Here is a 24,691-nt window from a genome sequence, read left to right as displayed (position 1 = left end):
TTAGGGCTTAATTACCTAAACCATTATGAAATTTAGCGTCCTTCTAACTCTTTTATCACTACTTTTTATTTATAAACCTGCATATTCACAAAACGATACTTCATTATTGATCCGTACAGTTAGTACGCTTACCAAACAGGCTGAGGCAAATCCTGTAGAAAAAGTTTACCTGCACCTTGATAAGCCTTATTATGCACCGGGTGATACCATTTGGTTTAAAGCATATACTGTTTTGGGCGAGAATCATAAACTTTCGGCACTAAGTGGTGTATTATATGCTGAACTCATTAACGAAAGTGATTCTGTTGTATCGCGCCTGGTTTTACAATTAGACGCGGGACTTGCCAATGCTGACTTTGTTATTCCGGATACCTATGAACCCGGCGATTACCATGTAAGGTCATATACCAATTATATGCGCAATGCGGGTGCCGATTACTTTTTTGATCAGCCCGTTAGGATAGGTCCGTTATCGGCAGTTACTGCCAGTACTAAAAAAGTAAGTAAAAAAGGCGCGAAGCCAACTGCAACCGCTTTAACTACAGTAACTACTGACGGAACAGATATACGGTTTTTCCCGGAGGGAGGCGACCTGGTAACCGGGGTAAGATCAAAAGTAGCCATAAAAGTAGTGAGCAAAAATGGATCGGGCACAGATGTTAAAGGAACCGTAGTTGATAACGAAGGCAATGAGGCAGCGGGTTTTGAAACGCAACATCTGGGCATGGGTGTTTTTGCGCTTATTCCCCAGCCCGGCAAAACCTATAAAGCAAAAATAACCGGCGCTAACGGGGCAGCGTATACAGTTGATTTACCAAAGGCGCAGGAAGAAGGTTTTACCTTGGCTGTAAACGGCAACATGGGCGATAGCGTTTTAGTGAAAATTGCAGCCAACGGTAAATTGTTTGCCACCAAACAAAATTCCAAGTTTTATTTAGTGGCCCAATCAGCCGGAAATGTATGCTATACTACAGAAGGTAAACTGGAAAGTCCGGTTTTTACTACGCGAATATCTAAAACCCACTTCCCTACGGGTATTGTACAATTCACCWTATTCTCTGGTTCTGGCGAACCGTTGAATGAGCGGGTAGTATTTATCCGTCATGCTGATCAGCTAAAGCTTGCGCTTACATCGGCAAAAAAAACCTATACAAAAAGAGAAAAGGTAAAATTTGACCTGAGTGCGGATGATGAGGAAAATAAAACAAGCATTGGCACCTATTCTGTAGCGGTAACAAATGATTCAAGATTGCCAGTGGACGAAAATGCAGAAAATACCATACTAAGCGACTTGCTATTAACATCAGATCTGAAAGGTTATATTGAAATGCCTAACTATTATTTTACCAATATTAGTGAGCAAACCGATGCTGATCTTGACGCATTGATGCTTACGCAGGGATATCGCAGGTTTGAGTGGAAAAAAATATTGGGTAAGCAAAATGCCGGTCTGGCCTTTCAGCCTCAGGGTTCATTAGAAATAAACGGAACGGTAAGATCATCCTGGGAAAGACCTGTGGCAGGGGGCAAAGTAAGGCTGATATCCATTAAATATAATGCGGCTATAGATACACTGACCGATGCTAATGGTGATTTTAAGTTAAAAAATGTTGATTTGCCTGATACTGCTAAAGTAGTAATTAGCGCACGCGACGCTAAGGATAAAAGAAATGTTTCCCTGCGTATTATAGAGCCAACCTATCCGCAGGTTGAACAAAGTAAATTAAATAGTTATGAGTCTGAAAATATGCCTCAGAAAATAAAGGATGTATTGCGTGAAAATGCCGGGCTTGATACACTTGGTATTATCAGGCTTCAGGAGGTTAAAATTAAAGGTAAATTAAAAAGTGAAGGGGCAAAAACTATAGAAAAATTATACTCAACCAATTTAAATGGAAGTGGTAATGCTGACCAGGTTTTAATGGGCAGCGCAATAGTAGCTTGTACCAATCTTGCTGATTGTCTTGCAGGGAAACTGAATGGGGTAACATTTATAAACGGGCTGCCTTTTAGCAGGCGGGCCATGAACAGAAGTATAAATAGCGGTAATACCCCAATGGCTGTTTTTGTTGATGGGATGCAATTGGATGCAACATATCTTAATGAACTGTCACCCGATGATATTTACAGTATTGAAGTATTAAATAGTGCCAGCCATTTAGCTATTTATGGCACCGGAGCGCCAAACGGAGCATTAATTATTACCCGAAAAACTGGAAGAGAGAGCAACAGTTTACGTAAAGCCGCCCTGGGACTAATCACTTATCGTTTTAAAGGCTTTTATAAATCAAGGCAGTTTTACTCACCGAATTATGACAAACCGCAACCTGCAAATAGCAGAGATGCGCGCTCAACCGTTTACTGGAACCCCGATGTTATAACCGGTAAGGATGGTAAAGCGTCATTTGAATATTTTAATGCCGATGGTAAAGGTTCGTACCGCGTGGTAGTACAAGGTATTGATAATGGCGGTAAATTAGGATATCAGGTTTATAATTATAAGGTGGAGTGATGATATGACAATTTAAAAAGAAGAAAAAACAATAATTATGAAAACCGACCTTTACACAAAAGTAATGTTAACCGTAATTGCAGCAGCACTTACAGCTAACCTGATTAAAAGCAGTATTAATCCCGCAATGGCTGATAGTAAGCATTTTGTAAATGTACCAGTTAATGCCGATGGCAGCATCAATGTTAAAATTACAAAAGGTACGGGCTCAATGGATGTAAATATTAAAGAGGTTGACAGCCGCGCTTTTTTTTATGTAGAACCTATACCCGTGAAAGTTAAGTAGTAGCAACAATATTATTAAAAATAAAAAAAGCGGTTTATAAACCGCTTTTTTTATGGAATACCAGATGCATTAAATATCCAGTACAAACAGAAGGATATTTGAATTTTAATTTATTTAGCCAGATAGAATTTCTCCCAGAAATCAACAGATTTCGACATTTCACTACGGGCTGCACCATCGGTACCTCCGGCACCAAACCCGCCACCGCCGCGGCCTCCTCTGCCACCACGACCGCCGCCGCCCATGCCGCCACCACCGCCCATACCGCCACCACGACCGCCTCTGCCACCACCACCGCCACCCTGGTGCTCACCGCTTGCTGCGCTGGCTCCTGCCGGTTTTTGTAATCCGTTTATTTTAAAATTAAAAGCCCACTCACCTTTAGTAACATCATTAACATGGAAAAACTGCAGTGGTATAGCCATTTCATAAACAAGGTTGCCAGTAGCATCGTAATCAATAGCAGCTTTAATGCCATAAGTGTTTGAGGTGGTTATCATCTCGCCTTCAATATCCTTAAAACCTTCTACTTTAATGTTCCTGAGTTTGGTTACGCGTTCACGCATCAGTTCGTCGCGGTCTTCCTTGGTAATTTCACCCTTCTCATTCTCGCGTTTTCCAAATTCCGGTGCCGATCCGGGGTCGGCAAGCGGAAAGGTGAGGGAAAAACTTTCCTTCTTTTTGCCCTTTGTATCAATGCCTAAAGTAATGCCGGCATTTAAAGTGCGTATCTGGTCCATCCTGTCATCAATACGGATGGCGGCATAAAGTGTAGTTTTATCGTTTGCCAGTGTGTAATAAATCTTTTTTTCGTCGTTGTAATAACGCAGACTATCGCCCCAGTCTTTCAAATCGCCGTCAACAGTTATAGTGGTTGGTGGTGCCTGTAAGGTAGTTTGAGTTGGTTTGGTTGTTTGTGCATTGGCTATGCCAATTGCTAACAGTTGAATAGTGATTGCTAAAATTAAGCAGTTAGGGGCTTTTTTCATGAGTTTATGGTGTTTAGGATTTTTTAATCGGGGGTATTGTAACATGATTTTTAAGCCCATTAAACATAATTTTAACACTTTTATTATTTGTTTTTAAGTAAATTTGTAGTTACGTATGCCAACCGAAACCCAAGAAGAAACGCTCACGCTCGAAGAGATACTGGCAGGACTTAAAGAAGTTCACCGCCTTATATTATGGAATGATGATTTTAACACTTTTGAACATGTGATCCATTGCATGATGAAATACCTTGATTATTCCGAAGCACAATCCGAAAAAATAGCCTGGAAGGTTCATAATGAAGGTAAATGTGCGGTACTGGAAGGTTCGTTTACCGAAATGGAAATTTACCGTAAAATACTACAGCAGGAAGGCCTTACTGTTAGTGTGGAATAAAAGTAGTGAGTAGTGAGTGGGGAGTTTAAGTTTTGATAAGTGAGTTTTAGAATTTAGAACTTAGGGATTAGAATTTAGAGATTAGAATTTAAATTCTGATTCAATATGATAAAAAGAATAGCATTATTGCCCGTTTTAATTTTACTTGCAATTTGCCTGGCAACCTGTACCACTACAGCTCAAAGTAAAAACCTTAAACTGATCTTTATCCGTCATGCCGAAAAACCCGCTGATGGCGATAATCTCTCTTGTATGGGTTTAAACCGGGCCTTAAAGTTACCCGAAGTTTTAAAAGCCAAATTCGGACTGCCTGATCATGTATATGTTCCGGCTTTGCACTTAGGCAAATCAACTTCCAGGGGGCGTATGTTTCAAACAGTTTCGCCTTTTGCTATAAAATATAATTTAACAATTAATAGCAGTTTTGAAGAGGAAGACGCTGCCGGCCTAACCAGCGAGCTGACAGGGAAGAAGGGTGCGATACTTATTGTGTGGGAGCATAGCAAAATTAGACCCATCATAAAAGCATTGGGCCTAAGTGTTAAAGGCCTGCAATGGCCCGATGATGATTTCGACAGCATCTGGATAGTGACTTACAAAAAGGGGATGCCAGTTTTAACCATGGATAAAGAAGGAATAAGCCCGGCTGCAGGCTGTAGTTTTTGAGCAGAAGGAAGGAAAGGAAATAGCTTGTCATCCGGAGCTCGTCGAAGGATCGCGCGTAGAGGCCTGCCCACCATGCTTCGACAGGCTCAGCATGACAACTCTATTTTGCAGGCTCCTAATGATTAAAGGATACGTTTTTATTATAACTAAAAGAGGTGCACCATTTGGTGCACCTCTTTTAGTTTACTTCAATATTGTTTATTATGATACCAGGTAATTCCAACCATAGGTATCTGGCGCGTTACCGTATTTTACAGCATCAAGCGTTTTTAAAACTTTTTGCGAAAATTCACGTGTTTTTGGGTCGCTCAAAAAGTACTCCTCACCATCAACGCTTATAGAACCTACAGACGCGATAGTAGCAGCTGTACCTGCGCCAAAGGCGTCGGTAAGTTTGCCGTTTTTAGCACCTTCAATAATTTCGGCAACAGAAACTTTGCGTGTTTCAACCGGGATGCCCCATTCCTTAGCTAAGGCGATAACAGTATCGCGGGTTACGCCATCAAGTATGGTATCTTTAGCTTCGGCGGTGATCAGCTTACCATCAAGCAGGAACATGGCATTTGCAGCGCCCATTTCTTCAATATATTTATGCTCTTTGGCATCTGTCCATATCAATTGGTCAAAGCCTTCTTCGGCGGCTTTGCGGGCAGGCAGCATCGAACTGCCATAATTACCGGCAGCTTTTGCAAAGCCCATACCACCTTCGGCAGCGCGGGTGTAGTAAGTTTCTATCTTAACACGCAGTGTTTTTGAAAAATATGGACCTACAGGGCCGGCAAGCACCATGTATTTATAAGTGGCCGATGGTGTTACACCCAAATAAGGGTCGGTAGCGAACATAAACGGACGGATATATAATGCGTGATTAGCTTTTGAAGGTACCCAGTCGCGGTCGATATCAACTACGGCTGCCATACTTTGTAAAAATATTTCCTCGGGCAAGGTCGGCATACACAAACGCTCGGCCGATTTGTTAAAGCGGATAGCGTTTTTATCGGGACGGAAAATAGTTACTTTACCATCAGCATGTTTGTAAGCTTTTAGGCCTTCAAAAAATGCCTGGCCGTAGTGTAATGCAGAAATTGCCGGACTAAGCCCAATTTCGCCGTAGGGAATGACCTGGAGGTTTTTCCATTCACCATCAGCATAATCGGCCACAAACATGTGGTCAGAAAATGTTTTTCCGAATGGTAAGTTGTCAAAATCCGTTTCAGCTAAACGGGAGTGAGTGGTTTTGGTGATCTTGATGTCCAGCGTCTCAGTCATGGCCTTTATGTATTTATAATTTAGAAAATGGCAATTTAAGAATTTTTTTGCTGAGTTGATATAAAGAATTGATAGTTAGGGTATTTTTTGGGGAGAGCTGCATATTATGACAGAAGAATAACGAAGCGGAGAGGCCCTACAAAAAACGCGTCATTGCGAGGTACGAAGCAATCCCAGACAAGCCGAGCGTACATATAATATCGTAGAACGCTCAATTGCCGCTGAGGCTGTTACTTTTGTCTTGATACAAAAGTAACCAAAAAATCAAGTCAGCAGAAATGCTTCTTTGCGCACATGCCTTTACCCGGCAAAGCCGTCAGAACCACGGGCTGCTTAATTTTGCCTCCACTTCGTTCGCATATATCCATCGCTTCAGGCAAAATTGCTAATGCCCCTGCAACCACACGGGCCACTATTGTTCTGCCTGCTTTCGTCCGAAGCTTATCCGCTGACGGGGAAAAGAAAGTATATAAAAAAGCGTCATTGGTACGAAGCAATGACGCGATAGGTGTTACTTATCAAAAAGTCTCCCCTTTAGGGGAGATTTAGAGGGGCTTCTTACACCGTCAACTTCTTATACTTTATCCTCTTCGGCGCTACATCGCCCAGGCGCTTTTTGCGGTTCTCTTCATAATCAGAATAGTTTCCTTCAAAAAAGTAAACTTGTGAGTTGCCTTCAAAAGCCAGAATGTGCGTACAGATCCTGTCCAGGAACCAGCGGTCGTGACTGATTACTACGGCGCAGCCACCAAAGTTTTCCAGTGCTTCTTCCAGTGCGCGCAGGGTGTTTACGTCAATATCATTGGTAGGCTCATCCAGCAACAACACGTTCGATCCTTTTTTCAAAGTGATGGAAAGGTGTACCCGGTTACGCTCACCGCCCGACAAAACGCCAACCTTTTTCTGCTGATCGGCACCATTAAAGTTGAACTTGGATACGTATGCCCTGGAGTTAAGCGGCTTGTTTCCTACCATAATGGTTTCCAGTCCGCCGGTTACGTTTTCCCAAACAGATTTATTAGGATCAAGGTCATCATGCATTTGGTCAACATAACCTAAAGCAACCGTTTCGCCAACGCGGAAAGTACCCGAATCTGGTTGATCCTGCCCGGTAATGAGGCGGAAGAGGGTAGTTTTACCAGCACCATTGGGGCCAATAATTCCCACAATGCCAGCCGGAGGTAAGGAAAAACTCAGGTTATCAAACAATAATTTATCGCCATAAGATTTACTTACGCCATTGGCTTCGATCACAATATTACCCAAACGCGGTCCTGGCGGAATAAACAGCTCCAGTTTATCTTCCCTTTCTTTGGTTTCTTCGGATGCCAGTTTTTCATAATTGCCTAAACGGGCTTTTGATTTGGCATGGCGGCCTTTTGGTCCCATGCGTACCCATTCCAGCTCGCGCTCCAGCGTTTTCTGACGTTTACTCTCGGTTTTATCCTCCTGTGCCAGGCGTTTAGCTTTCTGATCAAGCCATGAAGAATAGTTTCCTTTCCACGGGATTCCCTCGCCACGGTCAAGTTCCAGGATCCAGCCGGCTACATTATCAAGGAAGTAACGATCATGCGTTACAGCTATAACGGTACCTTTATATTGTTGTAAATGCTGCTCCAGCCAATCAATTGACTCGGCATCAAGGTGGTTGGTAGGCTCATCCAGCAGTAAAACATCCGGTTCTTTCAACAAAAGGCGACAAAGTGCCACCCTGCGGCGTTCACCACCTGACAGTACTGAAATTTTAGTGTCAGGCTCCGGGCAGCGCAGTGCATCCATGGCGCGTTCCAGCTTGGTATCAAGCTCCCAGGCATTTACCGCGTCAATTTGATCCTGCAGCTCGCCCTGGCGAGTCATCAGTTTATCCATTTTATCGGCATCGCTGTAATATTCTTCGAGGCCAAATTTTTCGTTGATCTCTTCGTACTCCTTTAATAAGGCAGTGGTTTCGGCCACGCCTTCTTCCACAATTTCACGTACGGTTTTATCAGGGTCAAGCTCGGGCTCCTGGCTCAGGTAACCCACGGTATAACCCGGCGAAAAAACAACCTCGCCTATATTGGTTTTATCAATGCCTGCTATGATTTTTAATAAGGACGATTTACCCGAGCCATTTAAACCGATAACGCCGATTTTGGCGCCATAAAAAAATGAGAGGTAAATATTTTTTAAAACTGTTTTTTGCGGAGGATAGATCTTGCTAACCCCTGCCATTGAAAATATGATCTTTTCGTCTGCCATTTAGTAGTAAAATTAGTGAAGCAAATATCCATTAAAATGGATAATTATTATCATTCGTGTTCAAGTAAAATAGGTAAATTTAATATCAGCAGGAAAAGTTTACCGGGCAGCAACTTGCCCCCTGATCATGATAACGGGTGGTTTAGTGGCTATTTTCATCAATAAAACGTTGGGCAGGGCTGTTTTAAAATAAGCTGTTTCGTCGGCTTTTGTTAGGGTTACCTGCCTTACAAATTTGGATGGAATGCGTATGCCGGCAGTATCGGTTAGTAATTTATCGTCGAGCAGGTAAATAACCGGGCTATTTTTTTCAGATGGCGAAATATTTGCTTTTGTAATGTCGCTTATGGATAACAGTTTATCCTGAAGCATCTCTGCTAATCTGCGGTGGTCTTTTAAGGTAATAAATATTACGCCATTAGGGTAGGTCTTATTTTTATCTACGTGGATGTTTGCTACTTCATCAGTGTTCATATAAGTCAGATACGGAGAGGCATCACTTATCTTAACAGAATCAATAAAATAAACGGGAGGTGGAATCTTCGCCTCAAGGGGGTTACTATTTTGCGCACTGGCCGTAAACGAAACTAACACAAGTAAAATTATGATGAGGTTTTTCATAGGAATAAATGAGGAGCCAATTGTAACAATTTGGTTTACTTACTGGTTAAGATAAAAAATAAACTGTTAATTACAATAAAAAGTTACAAATACTTGTTATGTTATAATTGCATTTAAACATAGGCATTGCGGCAACTTTTTTGACTAAATTTACGTATATTGTAGTAAGCAGTACCAAAATACCAGCTTAATGCCTAAATGTCATACATGATGACGAAATGCCTGTTCTGTTGCATTGATTTTAAAATAATGCATATTTTGTTTAAACTATTTTGAATAATTGTTATCAAATAGGTATATTTCATTTGTATATTGTAAAAAAATTCAGCGATTGTTGAATTTCTTGATAAAAATTATTGAATAAAGCTAAACTTTAATAGCTTGCGTATCATATCAATGTCTGTTTCTGCAAACCGTTAAATGTTGGCAATATTGTTGATAAATGTTAAGACAAGCGTCRTGGTTTGTAAAAACAAAATTAATAGATTAGGACGTTCATAATAAGAAAGGTATATATGGAAGCTAAATTTTCGCCGAGGGTTAAGGATGTTATTCAATATAGCAGGGAAGAGGCATTACGCCTGGGGCACGACTATATTGGAACAGAGCATCTTTTACTGGGGCTTATCCGGGACGGAGACGGTGTAGCAATTAAATTGCTAAAAGGATTGAACGTTGATACAGCAAAACTGCGTCGCGCCGTTGAAGATGCCGTAAAAGGAACTATTGGAACAAATGTACATATTGGCAGTATCCCATTAACTAAACAAGCCGAGAAAGTACTAAAGATAACTTATCTTGAAGCCAAGATATTTAAAAGCGATGTAATTGGAACTGAGCACCTGCTGCTATCCATTCTTCGTGATGAGGATAATATTGCTTCGCAAATACTGATGCAGTTTAATGTAAACTATGAAGTATTTAAAGGTGAAGTTGAATCACACAAAAATGATGTAACTGACGAAATGCCCGGATCACCAACCGGCGGCGATGACGACTTTAAAGAAGAAGAGTCATTTAGTCAGCCTAAAAAGGTATCTGACATTAAATCAAAAACACCAGTGCTTGACAATTTTGGCCGCGATTTAACCCGCGCTGCCGAAGATGGTAAGCTTGACCCTATTGTTGGTCGTGAAAAAGAGATCGAAAGGGTATCACAGATATTATCGCGCCGTAAAAAGAACAACCCTATATTAATAGGTGAGCCTGGTGTTGGTAAATCTGCCATTGCCGAAGGATTGGCCCTGCGCATTGTTCAGCGTAAAGTATCACGTGTATTGTTTAACAAACGTGTGGTTACGCTTGATCTTGCATCATTGGTTGCCGGTACAAAATACCGTGGCCAGTTTGAGGAGCGTATGAAAGCGGTAATGAACGAATTGGAAAAATCACCTGACGTTATTTTATTTATTGATGAGATACATACTATAGTAGGTGCAGGTGGCGCTTCCGGCTCGCTTGACGCATCAAATATGTTTAAACCAGCTCTTGCAAGGGGCGAAATTCAATGCATTGGCGCCACTACTTTAGATGAGTACCGCCAGTATATTGAAAAGGATGGTGCATTGGATCGCCGTTTCCAAAAGGTAATGGTTGAGCCTGCAACTCCGGTTGAAACTATTGAGATACTGAACAGGATCAAAGAAAAATACGAAGAGCATCATGGAGTAACCTATACACCAGAGGCAATTAACGCCTGTGTTAGTTTAACCACCAGGTACATTACTGACAGGTTTTTACCAGATAAAGCTATTGACGCTTTGGACGAATCGGGCTCACGTGTTCACTTAACCAACATCCATGTGCCTCAAAACATATTGGATATTGAGCAAAAGATAGAGCAGATCAAGATTGAGAAAAACAAAGTTGTACGCAGCCAGAAATATGAAGAAGCTGCCCAGTTACGCGATACCGAAAAGAATTTATTGGTAGAGCTTGAGCAGGCTAAAGCATTATGGGAGGCCGAAACAAAATCAAAACGTTACACCGTAACCGAAGATAATGTTGCCGAGGTAGTATCTATGATGACCGGTATACCTGTACAAAGGGTTGGTCAGGCTGACAGTCAGAAACTGCTGCACATGGCAGATACTGTTGGCACCAAGATCATTGGTCAGGAAGATGCTATTAAAAAATTAACCCGTGCCATACAACGTACACGTGCAGGCTTAAAGGATCCTAAAAAACCAATTGGTTCATTTATTTTCTTAGGCCCTACAGGTGTTGGTAAAACTGAACTTGCAAAAGAACTTGCACGTTTTATGTTTGATACCGAGGATGCACTGATACAAATTGACATGAGCGAATACATGGAAAAATTCGCTGTATCACGTTTAGTAGGAGCGCCTCCGGGTTATGTGGGTTATGAAGAAGGCGGACAATTAACTGAAAAAGTACGCCGTAAACCTTACGCCGTAATATTACTTGATGAGATTGAAAAAGCTCACCCCGATGTTTTCAACATACTTTTACAGGTGTTGGACGAAGGACAGCTGACCGATTCATTAGGCCGCAAGGTTGATTTCAGGAATACCATTATCATCATGACATCAAACATTGGTGCCCGTCAACTAAAAGATTTTGGACAAGGTGTTGGTTTCAGCACTAATGCTAAAACTTTACAGGCCGATACGCACTCAAGAGGTGTTATTGAAAACGCTTTGAAACGTGCTTTTGCACCTGAGTTTTTGAACCGTATTGATGATGTTATTGTATTTAACTCGTTGGGTAAAGACGAAATATTCAAGATCATTGATATTGAATTAGCTTACTTGTTTAGCAGGGTTAATAGTTTAGGTTTCAAAATTGAACTTACTGAAGCTGCTAAAGAGTTTATTGCTGATAAAGGTTATGATTCGCAATTTGGTGCACGTCCATTAAAACGTGCTATCCAGAAATATTTGGAAGATCCAATTGCTGAAGAAATACTTAAAGGCGAACTAAGCGAAGGTGATACCATGGCTGTTGACTATGACAAAGAAGCCAACGAAATTAAGATCATCGACAAAAAAGGCGAAAGCAAAGAGCCTGAGCAGGAAGAACAGAAATAATTGATCTTTCTGGATAATAAAAAAACCCGGCCACAAGCCGGGTTTTTTTGTTGGATTGAAAAAAATGCGTCATTGCGAGGAACGAAGCAATCTCTATGCTGTACAGGGGGAAATGGCATATCGCATACCCGCTCTTGGCCGCGGGAGGGCCAGTTACTTTTGTCGCCACAAAAGTAACCAAAAAGGCTTTCAGCAGAGAGGCTTCTTTGCGCTCATGGCCTTTACCCTGCAAAGCAGGCAGAACCACGGGCTGCAAAAAATTGCCCTACTTCGTTCGCCCGTGCTCTCGCTTCAGCAAATATTTGCTATGCCCTTACAGCCACACAAGCCCACCATGTTCTGCATGCTTTCACCTGAAGCTTATCTGCTGACGGGGGGAGAATAATAAATAAAGGGTGAGGGCTGTCATGCTGAGCTCCGTCGAAACATGGTGTGCGGGCCATTGCTACTTACCTTGTGCAGGTGGCTCGTAATTTACAGGGAGCATCTCGGCCATACGGTAAATTCCCCAGTCGCCTTCAAAAATAATACTGCGTGGGTTGCTGATGATGCCATTGTTATCAAAAAACGCGTAAGCTTCATGTTCGTCGAGGGTGGCAATGGATGTTGCGTAATCGGGCATATCAAGCGGCCGGTAAATATCGCCCGAAGTACCGCTGTTTTTTTTGTTGTACATGATATAAAGGCAGTCGTTAAAACCAAGGGCATACAAACCGGCGTTATCGGTGCGTTTTGCAAACTCGCTTAAGTTAAGTGGTTGCTTTACCAGCATTTGTATATACTTGGTCTTATTGTCGAACAAACCGCCTTTGTACTCAGGATTTGGTTTGCGAATTAATTTGAGTACCTCAAAACCTTCGGATGTTAACCTGTTACTGACAATGCTGCGCAAAAAATGCATAGGCGAACCAAGGTAGGCATCCTGTCTGCGCTTTTGCCATTTACGTATTTTGCCGTTGTTACCCTTCATATCCTCAAATACCGATACGCCGTCATAATATATAAAACCTTTATTGGAGTCATAGCTGAATGTATTGAGTTTGTATTTGATAACATAGCCAAGCGCTTTGTTCTCTATCTCCAGAAAATCATAGGAAGATGCTTCGAGTGTATGCGTTTTTTTGTCGTACTGAAGATCGAGTATATCGGGGTTTAATATCCTGCATTGAGCGGCGTTAGCAGTTGTTCCTAAAAACTGGCGTTTAAACTGGGCGTAATATCTTTCCCAGTTAGGGTCTGGTTTAATTTTTACCTCATTAAGTTCAATGGTTTTAGGCTTAAGCACTATCTCGGGTAAATTGATATTGCTGTTGTTTATCAGTATTGACTGGCTGTGGGTTTCATAACCCACAATAGATACGATAAGATCATACTGACCGGGCCTTACATTGTTGAGAATAAATGTGCCATCGTTGGCAGTTTTATTGCCGGTACTGGCATTATTTAAAAACACACTGGCATTAGCTACCGGTTTTTTATCGTCTGCATTCACAATTTTGCCGGTAATTTTTAGCTGGGCAAAACATACTGATGGGAGTAATAAAATAAATAAAAGCGAAAACCTAAGCATTAGCTAAATATAAACTAATATCTTAGTTGTAAAAAATATTTTTTATTTATTTTAATATGGATAAGCCGTTTATATGCTCAAAAATAAAATAAACAAAAAAACGTTAAACCTTTTTAGGAAATTAGCGTCTTATCTAATAATTACAAAACATAGCTTTATGAAAAAAATCTTGACTCTTGTATGCTGCACTATATTATTGGCAGCAACTTCTTGTACTAAAAAGTATATTACGCCTGCTAATATTACTGCAATTTATACCATTACCGGAACTACCGGTTGGAAAGTGTATACAGACGACGCCGGAAATAAATCATGGTCATCAGTTTTAAGCGACTTGCCTGAACAAGATCAGTTTGCTCAGGAAAATGGAGGTGTATTGGTTTATATCTCTTATGATAAAGGAGCTACTTACGAGGCACTTCCTGAGGTGTATAATGGTATTTCTTACAGTTATACCAGCGAAGTTGGGGCAGTAACCATATTTGCACAAGGTGCTAACGGTGCTCACCTGGCTCAGGCACCGGCCGATGATATCAAGGTAAAAGTGGTATTGGTTGATTCTTCTCAGTAATTGCTAAAAGTATTGATAAAAAAAGCGCCGTGCAATTTGCACGGCGCTTTTTTTATGCTTTAAAATTAGGTTTCTATTTCTCCATTTGTTCAATAACCGCCTGGGTTACGCCGGTAAATGAAAAACCACCATCGTGGAAAAGGTTTTGCATAGTAACCATGCGCGTAAGATCACTAAACAGGGTAACACAATAATCGGCACACTGGTCAGCATCGGCATTACCCAGGGGACTCATCTTTTCGGCATAATTTACAAAGCCATCAAACCCTTTAACGCCCGAGCCAGCCGTTGTACGGGTTGGCGATTGTGATACGGTATTGATACGCACATGTTTTTTTACACCATACTGGTAGCCAAAATTGCGGGCTATGCTTTCCAGATAAGCCTTGTTATCGGCCATGTCATTATAATCAGGGAATACCCGCTGGGCCGCGATGTAGGTTAGGGCCAATACCGATCCCCATTCGTTTATGGCATCCATTTTCATGGCAGTTTGCAATACACGGTGCAGGCTCAGGGCCGATATGTCTAATCCCTTGTGGGTAAAATCGTAATTGTTTTCGGTATAATGGATGCTTTTACGCACGTTAATGCTCATCCCTATGGAGTGTAATATAAAATCAACACCACCGCCAAAATGTTCCTGGGTTTTGGTGAATAGGTTGGTAATATCATCATTGCTGGTTACATCAGCGGCAATAACAGGAGCATTGCATTCGGCTGCCAGTTTATTAAGTTCGCCCATGCGTAGCGCGATAGGGGCGTTTGATAATACAATTTCTGCACCTTCCTGTACTGCGCGCTGTGCCACCTTCCAGGCTATAGACTGCTCATTAAGGGCACCAAAAATGATCCCTTTTTTACCTTTTAATAAATTATAAGCCATGTTTTTTGTTTTTATAATTGGGTGTAAAATTATAGTTATTTATCAGTTAGTTTAAAATTGATAGTTACTGACGACTCACTTACTACCAGACGCCCGTTAAGAATATATGGAACCCACGGATGATTGTTGCTTTTGATAGCGTTGATAACTTCTTCGTCGCACCCATACCCAATGCCTCGTAGAATTTTAAAATTGCTTAATGAGCCATCCTTTTCAATATTAAATCCAATTTCAACATCACCCTCAATATTATTGACGATCGCTTTTTCAGGATATGTGATTTTTGACCGGATGTAATCTGTAAAACCTTTTGCCGCGGGAGCAGACTTTACGGGCATATCACCCGTTACGCCATACCAATCGTAAATTTCGGCATTGGTAACTACCTTAAATGTTGTTGGTTTTTTAACGGTCTTTCTTTTAGTGACCATCTGTATGGTGTCCTTTATCCTGTAATCATCTTCTATTAATGGGGGCAAATGAATCTCTAAGAATCGGCTGCCATTATTAATAAGGTAGGTACGCTTACCCCAATAATATTTAAGGGTATCATAAGCTAATGCACCATATAGCTTAAATTTTCCTGCGGTATCTGTGGTTGTGTATATATAATAACCATCAAATACCAGTTCTTTATTCTTCGATGTAAACCGCAAACCTCTTACCGGATGATGGTATGCATCATATACGATACCACTGATATTGATGGTATCTTGTTTTATGGTCCTGTACTTGGGTTTGGGGGTACCCATAATAAGCTGTGCCTGGCTGATATAGGTAACACAGGTTAACAGGAATAACACCAATGATATTTTCATCTTCTTTAGTTATTCAGCAACTCCCTCGCATTTTGCAAAGCGCTCTCGCCCGGTTTATCGCCACTTAGCATTTTGGCAATTTCCAGTATGCGTTCCTGCTCATCAAGTTGTTTTATGCGAGTATAGGTTGTAGCCGCCGAATCATCTTTATAAACAAAATAATGATTTTGCCCTTTGCTGGCAATTTGAGGCAAGTGGGTTATGGTGATCACCTGCAGATTAACAGACAGGTTTTCCATGATCTGCCCAACTTTATTAGCCACCTCGCCAGATACCCCGGTATCTATCTCATCAAAAATAATGGTAGGCAATGCGGTGTATTGTGCAATGAGTGATTTGATACTCAGCATCAGCCTGGAAAGCTCACCACCTGATGCCACCTTGCTCATCTCGGCCAAAGCGTGTCCCTTATTTGCTGAAAACAGGAAGCGGATCTGATCGGCTCCGTTTTTGGTAAGTTCGGTTGAGGTTTTATTTTCAATCTTTAAAGCAGAATTAGCCATCCCCATTTCGGCCAGTGTAGCCAGTACTTGTTTTTCAATAGCCGGGATAGCTTTTAATCGGTTAGCTGTTAATTGACCAGCCAGTTTTTCCAGTTCAGTTTTATCGGCTGCTAATTGTTTTTGCAATTTTTCTACCGCCTCATCGCTAAACAATACCTTCTGTATCTTGCCCGACAGGTCATCCTGTATTTCTAATAACTCGGCATTACTATTTACATGGTGTTTTTTTTGCAAATTATACAGGAGGCTCAGGCGGGTGTTAACTTCATCGGCCCGTGCATCATTGGTGTGGGTGCGCTGTTCAATTACTTCAATTTCGGCAGCTATATCTTTTAGTTCAATAATGGTACTGTTTAAACGCTGGTGCAGCTCTTCAATTTGCGGATCGAATTTTTCCAGTATACCTAACTGCTGACCCGCTTCGCGTAATTGTATTAAAGCTGCGGCCTCGCCTTCCTGCATTAAATAATAGGCCCCAAACAGGTTGCGTTTTATTTCTTCGGCATTAGTTAAAGCATATAGTTCTTTTTCCAGCAGTTCCTGCTCTTCGGCATTCAAGCTGGCTTTTTCCAGCTCATCAAACTGAAACTGGAAATAATCAAGATCGGCTTTTGCTTTTTCGCTTTCCTCAATCAGTTCATGAAGTTTGGTTGTTGCCTTTTTATAGGCCCTGAATTTAGTTTGATAATCAGTCAACAACCCATCATGTTTGGCAACAGCATCAACCACTAATAACTGAAATTCAGGGTCGTTAATTTCCAATGTGGCGTGTTGCGAGTGGATGTCTATCAGTTTTTCGCCCAGTTGTTTCAGCGCGTTCAGGTTAACCGGGGTATCATTTACAAATGCCCTCGATTTACCATCGGCGGATATTTCGCGGCGTAAAACAGTTTCGGCCTCATAATCCAGGTCGTTATCTTCAAAAAAGGATTTTAAGTGGAAATCGTCTATTTTAAACGAGCCTTCAATAACACACTTTTTCTGCTGGTTAAAAAAGTAACGGCTCTCGGCTCGCTGCCCCAAAATAAGTGATAAAGCACCTAATATGATCGATTTTCCAGCCCCGGTTTCACCGGTGAGTATGTTTAACCCCTTGCCAAAACCTATTTCAAGGTTATCAATTAACGCGTAGTTATTAATGGTTAGCTTTTGAAGCATAAAAAAAGTATCCTTATTTTATTAAGGATACTAAATTACGAATTTCAAAGTATTGGGTTCAATAATTAAAAACTATTGGACCGTATCTGATTTAATATCTAAATCATATTTATAATTGAATGACATTTCAGCTTGTTTGCGGTATTCAGCCATGCGCTGTTTAAAGGCGGGGCTTCTCATATACTCGCGCAGGTTTTTGGTTGCCACCTTTAATTGTGCCTGTGCCTGTTTTAGCTGCGGGTTATTTTGATAGGTGTGCATTTGTTGGCTCGCCCTTCTCATATCGGCCTGCTGTTGTTTCCACTCTTTACCGTTAAAAGCTTTTCTTAAGCTATCGCTCATGACCCTTAGTTGTTTGGTTTTTTCGCGAAACTCAGGTGAGTCATAGCGGCTGCGCATTTTTTCACCCATCTTTTTGAGCTGCTCGGTTTGCTCTTTTACATCAGCTGGTATTTTGCTTTGCAGTTCGTCCTGGTATTTCCTGTAATTTTCGTCCTTACTATCATCAACATAATTGCGGTTATGCGGAATGTTATACTTTTTTTCCAGTTGCTCATTCATCTGCTTAAACTCCGGACTATTAAAATATTTCTCAATTTTTTTACCCGACTCACCCATCTGCTCTCCAAGCTTCTCGGTTTCATCGTTACTTCCCCAGTTCTTTTCAAAATCGGCGCCTAACTTTTCCTGATCTTCCTGCATTTTCTTTATTTCGGGCCGGTTATAGTAATCTTCCATTTCCTTGCCTTTAAGCGCTAACATTTCGGCTTGCTTTTGAAACTCCGGGCTGTTATAATATTTACCAACGGCCTCTGCCTGTTTGTTTACTTCGGCTGTAAGCCTGTTAAGTTCGGCATCATTAAGGCCATCATAAGTTTTTTTATAAGCCTGTTTGCGGTAATCGGACTTGCTTTTAGAATACTTTTTGGCAGCTGCTATTTTTTTCGCTTTAACTGCCTTTTTTTGAGTGGTATCAGTAAGCAATAAGTCTTTAACAATTTTAGGATAAACGGCTTTTTTGATAGATAATTTACCGTCTTTAATGGTGGGGTTTAACCACGCGATACTGCTTATGCTGGCGGCCATTATAACAACAGCCACTAACAGGTGACGTATGTTGCCAATTGGTTTCTTTGTTTTCATGATGCGTTCAATTCTGTTTAATAAATGGTATTTTTTTCCGGTAGCTGCCAGGGCCAGGGGTAAGTTTACGTACCTGGTTTGTTCAAGTTTTAAAAGTGCCTGGGCATATATTAAAGGCTGGGCAGTAGTTTGCACAACCAGGTCATCGCACCGGTTTTCGCGTTCCTGGTTTATAATGCGGTTAATTAATTGGGCAAAGGGATTAAAGAAAAGCAATATGGTTATAAATTGCTGTGCTAAATTGAGCAGGTAATCATTACGTTTTATGTGCGATAGTTCGTGCAATAAAATGGCTTTTACTTCCTCGGTTGACAGATAAGTAGTTAATGATATGGGTAAAAGTATGATAGGGCTAAAAAAACCGATCATGCAGGGTACATCAACAAACCGGCTAAAATTTACACTTACGTATTTATTGATCTGCAGTTGCTGACAAAAGCTATCAACATATAACTGTATTTCATCGGCAGGTATCATTGTTCTTTTGATGAGGCTTATTTTTTGCCAGTTTAAACCCAGCCTCAATAAATTAAATACCAAACCCGCAAAGTACAGCGCCGAAACATAAGGCAGGTACCCTTCAATAACATAATTGTAATAGCTGCCGGGCGCGGTGTGGGCTACCGGGTTTAAAGGAAAGGCAAAATGAGGCAGAAAAACCGGCGATGTTGCCGCTGTTAAATCAACCCAAACATGCGCTTGTACCTGGGTAATAAAGGTGTATATAAACCATACACTAATAGTTAGCATGGCCACCATACCCACATTGTGTTTCTTTACAGATGACATAGATGGCGCGCAGGTGAATAACAAACGCAATGCGAACCAAACCAATAGTCCTTGCCATAAGGAGTGGATAATGGTGATACCTAAAACCTGGCTTATGTTATAGAACAGATTTTCCATGATGCTTATTTTTTATGCTGATCAAACTGTTTAAGATAGTCTTTAATGGCGTCAATTTCGTCTTTTGATGCGCGGTGCTGCCCCAGCGCCTGTATTACCAAATCAGAAGTTGAACCTTTAAATACAGTAGACAATATTTTTTCCAAAGCGTTGCTTTGAGCTTGTTCCTGGCTAAATAATGCTTTATATAAATGGGTTTTTGCAGATGTATCGCGTTCAACCATACCTTTATCATGCATGATCTGCATGAGTTTTAAGGTAGTAGTATAACCGGCATCCTTTGTTTTAGCCAGTTCTTCATGTACATCACGTACAGTACATTGCCCTTTATTCCAGATCACCTGCAATATTTCCAGCTCGCTTTCTGTTGGTTTTATATTCATTTTATTTCAATACGAATTTCTTCGTACAAATATCTACGATGGATTTCGTATTTGCAAATATTTTTGAAATTATTTTTTGGAAGGAACCGGGGTTTTGTCTGAACCGGGATTTACGCGATTTAGGGATTTATAGGATTTTGTCTGAACCAGGATTTTCACGATTTACGGATTTATAGGATTTTTATACTAATCCGGGTAATCTTTTAATCTGTTTAATCATGGTTCAGACAAAATCCCGGTTCAGACAAATAGTGAGCTATTTTTGTAGCGTTTGGTATTTATTACCGTTGGCCGGGTCGACTTGCAGTAGTATGTTCATGGCTTGTACGCGTTCCTGCGGATCGGCCTTGCCGTATAACGATACCAGTTCGTCGCTTTTCGCGGTATAAAATACAAGGGGGAACATGGAGCCAACCCGCTGCCTGTTTATCTGTTGCAATGTTGGTAAAATCGATGTGATCTCTTTACGCCCTTTGGCAACATTATCAGCCATAACGTCAAGTCCGTTGCGGTGATAATCATACATAAAGCTGCGTAATGGAGCATAAAGCTTATTATTCAGGTTTTCTGATAGCCAGTACCGGTTAACGTTGCCATCAAAAGCTTTCCAGCCACGGTATGATCCCGACTGTGCGTTATTGATCACGGTTTGCGCATTGGCAAAATAGGGCGAGCCGCCATACAATGAAAAGGTATCATAATCAAGCCCTACTATAATGTAAGCGTAAAATGCCATGATCGAACTCAGGTTACTTTGAAAACTCTGGTCGGTATAGTCAATGGTTTGCCCATCGTTGTAAATAAAATCAATATCCTTATCATTAATATTTATTAATGTTGAACTATAGGTTGAGCTGTAAACAGGTCTTGATGATTGTACCTGTAACTCACCGCTAAAGTTGCTGCTGCCATCCCAGTTGGTTATGTTTAGTACAAAATTGCAGTCAATTCTTTCCTGGGGCAATATGGGGTCGGCGCTCCATTTGCGGCCATTTAAAAAATCCTTCATGGCCGTTTCGAGGGTTTGGAAAATACGCTTGTTGCTACCCTGTATCTTAGGCGATAACACTTGCACCCGGGCGTTCAGGTCCTGAGCCGAAACCCGGAAACCTACCAGGGCTAAAACCACGTAGAGGAATATTTTTTTCATCCGTTGATGAGTTGAGCTACTTTAAGGCAAATATCACGTGCCACAGCATTCTTGCTTTTAAGCTCAAATACTGTTTTTTGTAGGCTGCGGTCAATAATGGTTATTTTATTGGTATCCTTTTTAAAACCGGCCCCGGCATCGTTAAGCGAATTTAGTACAATAAAATCAAGATTTTTGCGCTGCAGCTTATTCATTGCATTCTGTTCTTCATCATTGGTTTCCAGGGCAAAGCCAACCAGTATCTGGCCTTCTGCTTTCCGTTCGCCTAAAAACTTTAAAATATCGGTGGTTTTTTTTAATTCGATGTTTAGGCTATCATCTTGTTTCTTGATCTTTTGCGCTGCAACCTGGGCAGGCGTATAGTCGGCAACGGCAGCGCTCATGATACAGGCTTTGGCGTTTTCAAAATTATTTGCACAGGCCTCCAGCATTTCGGCGGCCGATGTTACATCTATCCGCTTCACGGTTTGCTGCCGGCTCACTTGTGCCGTTGGTCCGGTGATCAGCGTAACATCGGCACCCATCAAAGCCAGTTCATCGGCAATGGCGAACCCCATTTTGCCCGACGAATGGTTACCAATAAAACGTACAGGGTCAATAGCCTCATAAGTTGGTCCCGCGGTAACCATGATCTTTTGATCAGCTAAAAGGCGTTTTTTTTTTAAGGTTGATGATAAAAAGTCCACGATCTCCTCTGGTTCGGCTAACCGGCCTTCGCCATATAGGCCGCTGGCCAGTTCGCCATTGCCGGGGGCTATTAACGTATTACCGAAAGATTGTAACCTGGCTACATTTTGGCGGGTAGCGGGGTGCAGCCACATATCAAGGTCCATGGCAGGGGCAAAATATACCGGGCATTTGGCCGATAGGTAAACGGCCGTTAACAAATTATCGCAAAGGCCATTGGCCATTTTAGCCAGTGTATTGGCGCTTGCCGGTGCTATGATCAGCATATCGGCCCAAAGCCCCAGTTCCACATGGTTATTCCATTCGCCGGTATCCGGTTTAAAATAGTTAACCAATACGGGGTTTTTAGAAAGTGTTGAAAGGGTAAGGGGAGTTATAAAACTGGTAGCATCGGGAGTCATCACCACCTGTACCTGCGCACCGGCTTTAACTAATAACCTTATCAGCAAGGCCGATTTATAGGCAGCGATACTGCCGCAAACTCCGAGAATGATATTTTTCCCCTCAAGCATAGAGCCCCCTAACCCCCTGAAGGGGGAATGATAATGAATAAAAGTTAAAAGTAACAAAAAACTCCCGTTAGCGGGAGTCTTTTGCATGTATAAATCCTTTTGCTACCCCTTTAKGGGGTAGTGGGGCTTACGCTTCTTTTGTAGGGTTACGGTAGTAAACCTTATCATCTAAAAACTCCTGAACTGCAACCAATGATGGTTTTGGCAGTCTTTCGTAGTATTTAGAGATCTCAATTTGCTCACGGTTTTCAAAAACCTCTTCAAGGTTATCGTTTGATGATGCAAATTCAGAAAGTTTTTGGTGTAACTCTTCTTTAATATTGTTTGAGATCTGGTTCGCCCTTTTTGACATAATTACAAGCGACTCATATATATTATGAGTGTTTACATCCAGCTCGCGTAAATCGCGGGTTACAGTGCTGTTAGCTACTGCTGGTTTGTTGGTGTTATTTGCTGTCATATAATTTTTTTTAATATGGAATTCTTTGTTGCTGATTCTTTTCTGATGGTGGCAGTGTTTTTACACTGTCTTTTGAGGCTAATTTTTTAGCCACCTTTTCGTTACTTAAGGCTTCGGCCAATACACGTTTAGCATTATCTATACCGCGTTTACTGTCCTTTGCATAACCTATGGTTTCGCGGCCATATTTGCTGGTAGGATATTTTTCACTAAACTGATCGGCATAAGCTATAGCCTGGGTATAACGCTCTTCTTGTTTATACTCTAAACTACGGCTGGCATATAAATATTGTGATTTAACAATCAGGTACTCCATTTCCTCACCATATTTAGTGTCGGGATAATCGCGCAAGGCATTGTTAAATGCAATTACTGCCGATTGATAATCGCCGATGGTTAAATACAACTTAGCATTAGCGTAAGCTTTTGTTTCCAGTTTGTCGCGCAGGTTTTGTATCAGTTTACTTGCTTCCGTAACACGATCGCTTTTAGGGTACAGGTTAATAAACAGTTGCAAGGCCTCAATCGCTTTTAAGGTATTATCCTGATCAAGTGAAAATATAGGCGAATCAAGGTAATAACAGTAAGCAGAAAAGAAGCGGCATTCTTCGGCCCTTGTGCTTGATGGATAAGTATCAGCAAAGGTTTTAAAGTGATATCTTGCAGATGTATAATCCTTCAGCTTATAATTGGTGAAGGCATAATAATAAAACAGATCCTCAGCTTCGGTACGCCCACGGTAACGCTCAACCAATACCTCAAATAAACCTAAAGCTTTGTTATAGTCTTTTTGGTTATAATATTTAATGGCCTCCTGGTATTTTTTGGCATAATCGTTACTTGCCTTTAACTTTTCGTATTTGCTTTTACAACTACCAAGTGTGATAATTAACAGAGCTAAAACACTGGCTAATAACGTAAGTTGCTTTTTAAACATTTTGCAAAGATAGGTGAATAATATAAATCAGTCAATTATTTATTTATCGGCTAATATATAACGCGGTTTTGGCTCCTGTTATATATATTAATGTATTTAACATCTTTTAACTATTAACGCTTTTGAGAGGTGTAAAGGTACGATAGTTAATCTGTTATATACGCACATTCCTGTAATATACCGGCAAGCCGCCATCTGCTTTATACTATATAGTATATAGTAATGAAATTCAACTGAAGGCTACTGTGGTATATTCAATGATTTATGATGATCCTTTTTTGATTATATACTATATAAAAGGTGCGATGTTAATGAACAGCTATGCTATATACATTTGGCGGTAATAGGAGGGCGTTTAATGTTATACTGTAATATAGTATATAAGGAGTACTCATGTTTTATATCTATGGCCGAATGGTGGCATCAGCTTTAATGTTACATATAATATAGTATAAGCCAGGTAAAGTGCTTTTTTAGTTAAAAATGTTCAATTGGCCAGTTATATAAGCCAGCTTAATTATAAAACAATGCTTTTTATACATGATAGCTTAGTTTTTGGCCCGTCGCCAAATTTTTTCAAGCTGATTATTAACACATTATACACACGTGTTGAATAATTGTTTAAAACGGTTTGCATAATTGAAAACTCTGCCTACCTTTGCAGCCCGCAAACGAGGAAGCGGGGTTGTTCTTAGAAAGGTTAGTGAAGAGGTTTTGACGTGGGATTAGTGAAGTGATAGAGAAAAAATAAAGACCAAAAAAACTTCAAATAAATTTTCGGAAATTGAAAAAGGTTTATACCTTTGCAACCCGCAAGAAAGGAAGAAAAGAGGGGATTGAAAAGCGGGAAAGAGACTTAGAAAAATAAAAAAAAATAAGTTTTGGAAATAAGAAAAAGGTTTTTACCTTTGCACTCCCGAAACGAAGGAAGGAAAAAAGCGGAAACGCTGAGAGAGAAAGCGGGAAAGGTTAAAGC

General features: G+C 40.9%; 20 protein-coding genes. 6 read left to right on the top strand and 14 right to left on the bottom strand.

Annotated elements, in window-relative coordinates; genetic code table 11:
• The first annotated feature begins 25 nt into the window (after window positions 1–25).
• Both AC1DRQ_RS10315 and AC1DRQ_RS10310 read left to right on the top strand, forming a co-directional pair.
• A complete protein-coding gene (locus AC1DRQ_RS10315; protein WP_477424157.1) occupies window positions 26–2,512 on the top strand; it encodes a TonB-dependent receptor plug domain-containing protein in 2,487 nt (828 codons plus the stop codon).
• A 37-nt stretch (window positions 2,513–2,549) separates the two neighbouring features.
• Window positions 2,550–2,798, top strand: a complete 249-nt coding sequence (locus AC1DRQ_RS10310) for a hypothetical protein (RefSeq protein WP_429400121.1) — start codon at window positions 2,550–2,552, stop codon at window positions 2,796–2,798.
• Between the two features lie 110 nt (window positions 2,799–2,908).
• On the opposite strand, the gene AC1DRQ_RS10305 is transcribed toward AC1DRQ_RS10310, so the two are convergent.
• A complete protein-coding gene (locus tag AC1DRQ_RS10305; protein ID WP_477424155.1) occupies window positions 2,909–3,787 on the bottom strand; it encodes a hypothetical protein in 879 nt (292 codons plus the stop codon).
• 115 nt (window positions 3,788–3,902) lie between these two features.
• Between AC1DRQ_RS10305 and AC1DRQ_RS10300 the strand changes: the two genes are divergently transcribed.
• Together AC1DRQ_RS10300 and AC1DRQ_RS10295 are read left to right on the top strand one after the other, a co-directional pair.
• Window positions 3,903–4,184 carry an ATP-dependent Clp protease adaptor ClpS gene (locus AC1DRQ_RS10300; RefSeq protein ID WP_429400119.1) on the top strand — a complete coding sequence of 94 codons (282 nt, stop codon included), beginning with the start codon at window positions 3,903–3,905 and terminating at the stop codon, window positions 4,182–4,184.
• A gap of 105 nt (window positions 4,185–4,289) precedes the next feature.
• Window positions 4,290–4,850, top strand: coding sequence for a histidine phosphatase family protein (locus AC1DRQ_RS10295; protein ID WP_477424152.1), 561 nt, complete (start codon window positions 4,290–4,292; stop codon window positions 4,848–4,850).
• A gap of 201 nt (window positions 4,851–5,051) precedes the next feature.
• On the opposite strand, the gene AC1DRQ_RS10290 is transcribed toward AC1DRQ_RS10295, so the two are convergent.
• From AC1DRQ_RS10290 to AC1DRQ_RS10280, 3 genes are all read right to left on the bottom strand, one after another.
• A complete protein-coding gene (locus AC1DRQ_RS10290) occupies window positions 5,052–6,119 on the bottom strand; it encodes a branched-chain amino acid aminotransferase (RefSeq protein WP_477424150.1) in 1,068 nt (355 codons plus the stop codon).
• Between the two features lie 558 nt (window positions 6,120–6,677).
• Window positions 6,678–8,360, bottom strand: a complete 1,683-nt coding sequence (ettA, locus tag AC1DRQ_RS10285) for an energy-dependent translational throttle protein EttA (protein WP_477424148.1) — start codon at window positions 8,358–8,360, stop codon at window positions 6,678–6,680.
• 99 nt (window positions 8,361–8,459) lie between these two features.
• Window positions 8,460–8,981, bottom strand: a complete 522-nt coding sequence (locus AC1DRQ_RS10280) for a hypothetical protein (protein WP_477424146.1) — start codon at window positions 8,979–8,981, stop codon at window positions 8,460–8,462.
• A gap of 515 nt (window positions 8,982–9,496) precedes the next feature.
• Here AC1DRQ_RS10280 and AC1DRQ_RS10275 point away from each other — a divergent pair.
• Complete coding sequence (locus tag AC1DRQ_RS10275; protein ID WP_477424144.1) at window positions 9,497–12,031, top strand: ATP-dependent Clp protease ATP-binding subunit; 2,535 nt, start codon at window positions 9,497–9,499, stop codon at window positions 12,029–12,031.
• A gap of 445 nt (window positions 12,032–12,476) precedes the next feature.
• Here AC1DRQ_RS10275 and AC1DRQ_RS10270 read toward each other — a convergent pair whose 3' ends face one another.
• Window positions 12,477–13,601 carry a carboxypeptidase-like regulatory domain-containing protein gene (locus tag AC1DRQ_RS10270; protein WP_477424142.1) on the bottom strand — a complete coding sequence of 375 codons (1,125 nt, stop codon included), beginning with the start codon at window positions 13,599–13,601 and terminating at the stop codon, window positions 12,477–12,479.
• Window positions 13,602–13,758: 157 nt separating this feature from the next.
• Here AC1DRQ_RS10270 and AC1DRQ_RS10265 point away from each other — a divergent pair, with 157 nt between their 5' ends.
• Entirely contained in the window at window positions 13,759–14,172 is a 414-nt protein-coding gene (locus tag AC1DRQ_RS10265; RefSeq protein ID WP_429400112.1) for a hypothetical protein, read from the top strand.
• A 73-nt stretch (window positions 14,173–14,245) separates the two neighbouring features.
• Here AC1DRQ_RS10265 and AC1DRQ_RS10260 read toward each other — a convergent pair whose 3' ends face one another.
• The 9 genes from AC1DRQ_RS10260 to AC1DRQ_RS10220 all read right to left on the bottom strand — a co-directional run bounded on the left by AC1DRQ_RS10260 (window position 14,246) and on the right by AC1DRQ_RS10220 (window position 23,715).
• Window positions 14,246–15,058, bottom strand: a complete 813-nt coding sequence (locus AC1DRQ_RS10260; protein WP_477424139.1) for an enoyl-ACP reductase FabI — start codon at window positions 15,056–15,058, stop codon at window positions 14,246–14,248.
• A gap of 35 nt (window positions 15,059–15,093) precedes the next feature.
• Entirely contained in the window at window positions 15,094–15,876 is a 783-nt protein-coding gene (locus tag AC1DRQ_RS10255; RefSeq protein WP_477424137.1) for an energy transducer TonB, read from the bottom strand.
• Between the two features lie 5 nt (window positions 15,877–15,881).
• On the bottom strand, window positions 15,882–17,537 hold the full coding sequence (gene recN / locus AC1DRQ_RS10250; RefSeq protein WP_477424135.1) for a DNA repair protein RecN: 1,656 nt from the start codon (window positions 17,535–17,537) through the stop codon (window positions 15,882–15,884).
• A 72-nt stretch (window positions 17,538–17,609) separates the two neighbouring features.
• Window positions 17,610–19,586 (bottom strand): M56 family metallopeptidase, encoded by a 1,977-nt coding sequence (locus AC1DRQ_RS10245; RefSeq protein WP_477424133.1) that lies wholly within the window; start codon window positions 19,584–19,586, stop codon window positions 17,610–17,612.
• Between the two features lie 5 nt (window positions 19,587–19,591).
• Complete coding sequence (locus AC1DRQ_RS10240; protein ID WP_429400107.1) at window positions 19,592–19,969, bottom strand: BlaI/MecI/CopY family transcriptional regulator; 378 nt, start codon at window positions 19,967–19,969, stop codon at window positions 19,592–19,594.
• Between the two features lie 256 nt (window positions 19,970–20,225).
• A complete protein-coding gene (porD, locus tag AC1DRQ_RS10235; protein ID WP_477424131.1) occupies window positions 20,226–21,119 on the bottom strand; it encodes a type IX secretion system protein PorD in 894 nt (297 codons plus the stop codon).
• On the bottom strand, window positions 21,116–22,318 hold the full coding sequence (gene coaBC / locus AC1DRQ_RS10230; protein ID WP_477424129.1) for a bifunctional phosphopantothenoylcysteine decarboxylase/phosphopantothenate--cysteine ligase CoaBC: 1,203 nt from the start codon (window positions 22,316–22,318) through the stop codon (window positions 21,116–21,118). The genes porD and coaBC overlap by 4 nt, the downstream gene beginning before the upstream one ends.
• Window positions 22,319–22,445: 127 nt before the next feature.
• Window positions 22,446–22,778 carry a DNA-directed RNA polymerase subunit omega gene (locus AC1DRQ_RS10225; RefSeq protein WP_429400104.1) on the bottom strand — a complete coding sequence of 111 codons (333 nt, stop codon included), beginning with the start codon at window positions 22,776–22,778 and terminating at the stop codon, window positions 22,446–22,448.
• A 10-nt stretch (window positions 22,779–22,788) separates the two neighbouring features.
• Window positions 22,789–23,715 (bottom strand): outer membrane protein assembly factor BamD, encoded by a 927-nt coding sequence (locus AC1DRQ_RS10220; protein WP_477424126.1) that lies wholly within the window; start codon window positions 23,713–23,715, stop codon window positions 22,789–22,791.
• Window positions 23,716–24,691: the final 976 nt, after the last annotated feature.

The sequence above is a fragment of the Mucilaginibacter sp. P4_E8 genome, from assembly GCF_056401495.1.
This window is presented reverse-complemented; position numbering and strand designations above follow the sequence as displayed.

What these genes read in the sequence shown, in the direction of transcription:
- AC1DRQ_RS10310 (WP_429400121.1), top strand. Translation starts at nt 2,550, where the DNA reads ATGAAAACCGACCTTTACACAAAAGTAATGTTAACCGTAATTGCAGCA.
- AC1DRQ_RS10305 (WP_477424155.1), bottom strand. Translation starts at nt 3,787, where the DNA reads ATGAAAAAAGCCCCTAACTGCTTAATTTTAGCAATCACTATTCAACTG.
- AC1DRQ_RS10300 (WP_429400119.1), top strand. Translation starts at nt 3,903, where the DNA reads ATGCCAACCGAAACCCAAGAAGAAACGCTCACGCTCGAAGAGATACTG.
- AC1DRQ_RS10295 (WP_477424152.1), top strand. Translation starts at nt 4,290, where the DNA reads ATGATAAAAAGAATAGCATTATTGCCCGTTTTAATTTTACTTGCAATT.
- AC1DRQ_RS10290 (WP_477424150.1), bottom strand. Translation starts at nt 6,119, where the DNA reads ATGACTGAGACGCTGGACATCAAGATCACCAAAACCACTCACTCCCGT.
- ettA (WP_477424148.1), bottom strand. Translation starts at nt 8,360, where the DNA reads ATGGCAGACGAAAAGATCATATTTTCAATGGCAGGGGTTAGCAAGATC.
- AC1DRQ_RS10280 (WP_477424146.1), bottom strand. Translation starts at nt 8,981, where the DNA reads ATGAAAAACCTCATCATAATTTTACTTGTGTTAGTTTCGTTTACGGCC.
- AC1DRQ_RS10275 (WP_477424144.1), top strand. Translation starts at nt 9,497, where the DNA reads ATGGAAGCTAAATTTTCGCCGAGGGTTAAGGATGTTATTCAATATAGC.
- AC1DRQ_RS10270 (WP_477424142.1), bottom strand. Translation starts at nt 13,601, where the DNA reads ATGCTTAGGTTTTCGCTTTTATTTATTTTATTACTCCCATCAGTATGT.
- AC1DRQ_RS10265 (WP_429400112.1), top strand. Translation starts at nt 13,759, where the DNA reads ATGAAAAAAATCTTGACTCTTGTATGCTGCACTATATTATTGGCAGCA.
- AC1DRQ_RS10260 (WP_477424139.1), bottom strand. Translation starts at nt 15,058, where the DNA reads ATGGCTTATAATTTATTAAAAGGTAAAAAAGGGATCATTTTTGGTGCC.
- AC1DRQ_RS10255 (WP_477424137.1), bottom strand. Translation starts at nt 15,876, where the DNA reads ATGAAAATATCATTGGTGTTATTCCTGTTAACCTGTGTTACCTATATC.
- recN (WP_477424135.1), bottom strand. Translation starts at nt 17,537, where the DNA reads ATGCTTCAAAAGCTAACCATTAATAACTACGCGTTAATTGATAACCTT.
- AC1DRQ_RS10245 (WP_477424133.1), bottom strand. Translation starts at nt 19,586, where the DNA reads ATGGAAAATCTGTTCTATAACATAAGCCAGGTTTTAGGTATCACCATT.
- AC1DRQ_RS10240 (WP_429400107.1), bottom strand. Translation starts at nt 19,969, where the DNA reads ATGAATATAAAACCAACAGAAAGCGAGCTGGAAATATTGCAGGTGATC.
- porD (WP_477424131.1), bottom strand. Translation starts at nt 21,119, where the DNA reads ATGAAAAAAATATTCCTCTACGTGGTTTTAGCCCTGGTAGGTTTCCGG.
- coaBC (WP_477424129.1), bottom strand. Translation starts at nt 22,318, where the DNA reads ATGCTTGAGGGGAAAAATATCATTCTCGGAGTTTGCGGCAGTATCGCT.
- AC1DRQ_RS10225 (WP_429400104.1), bottom strand. Translation starts at nt 22,778, where the DNA reads ATGACAGCAAATAACACCAACAAACCAGCAGTAGCTAACAGCACTGTA.
- AC1DRQ_RS10220 (WP_477424126.1), bottom strand. Translation starts at nt 23,715, where the DNA reads ATGTTTAAAAAGCAACTTACGTTATTAGCCAGTGTTTTAGCTCTGTTA.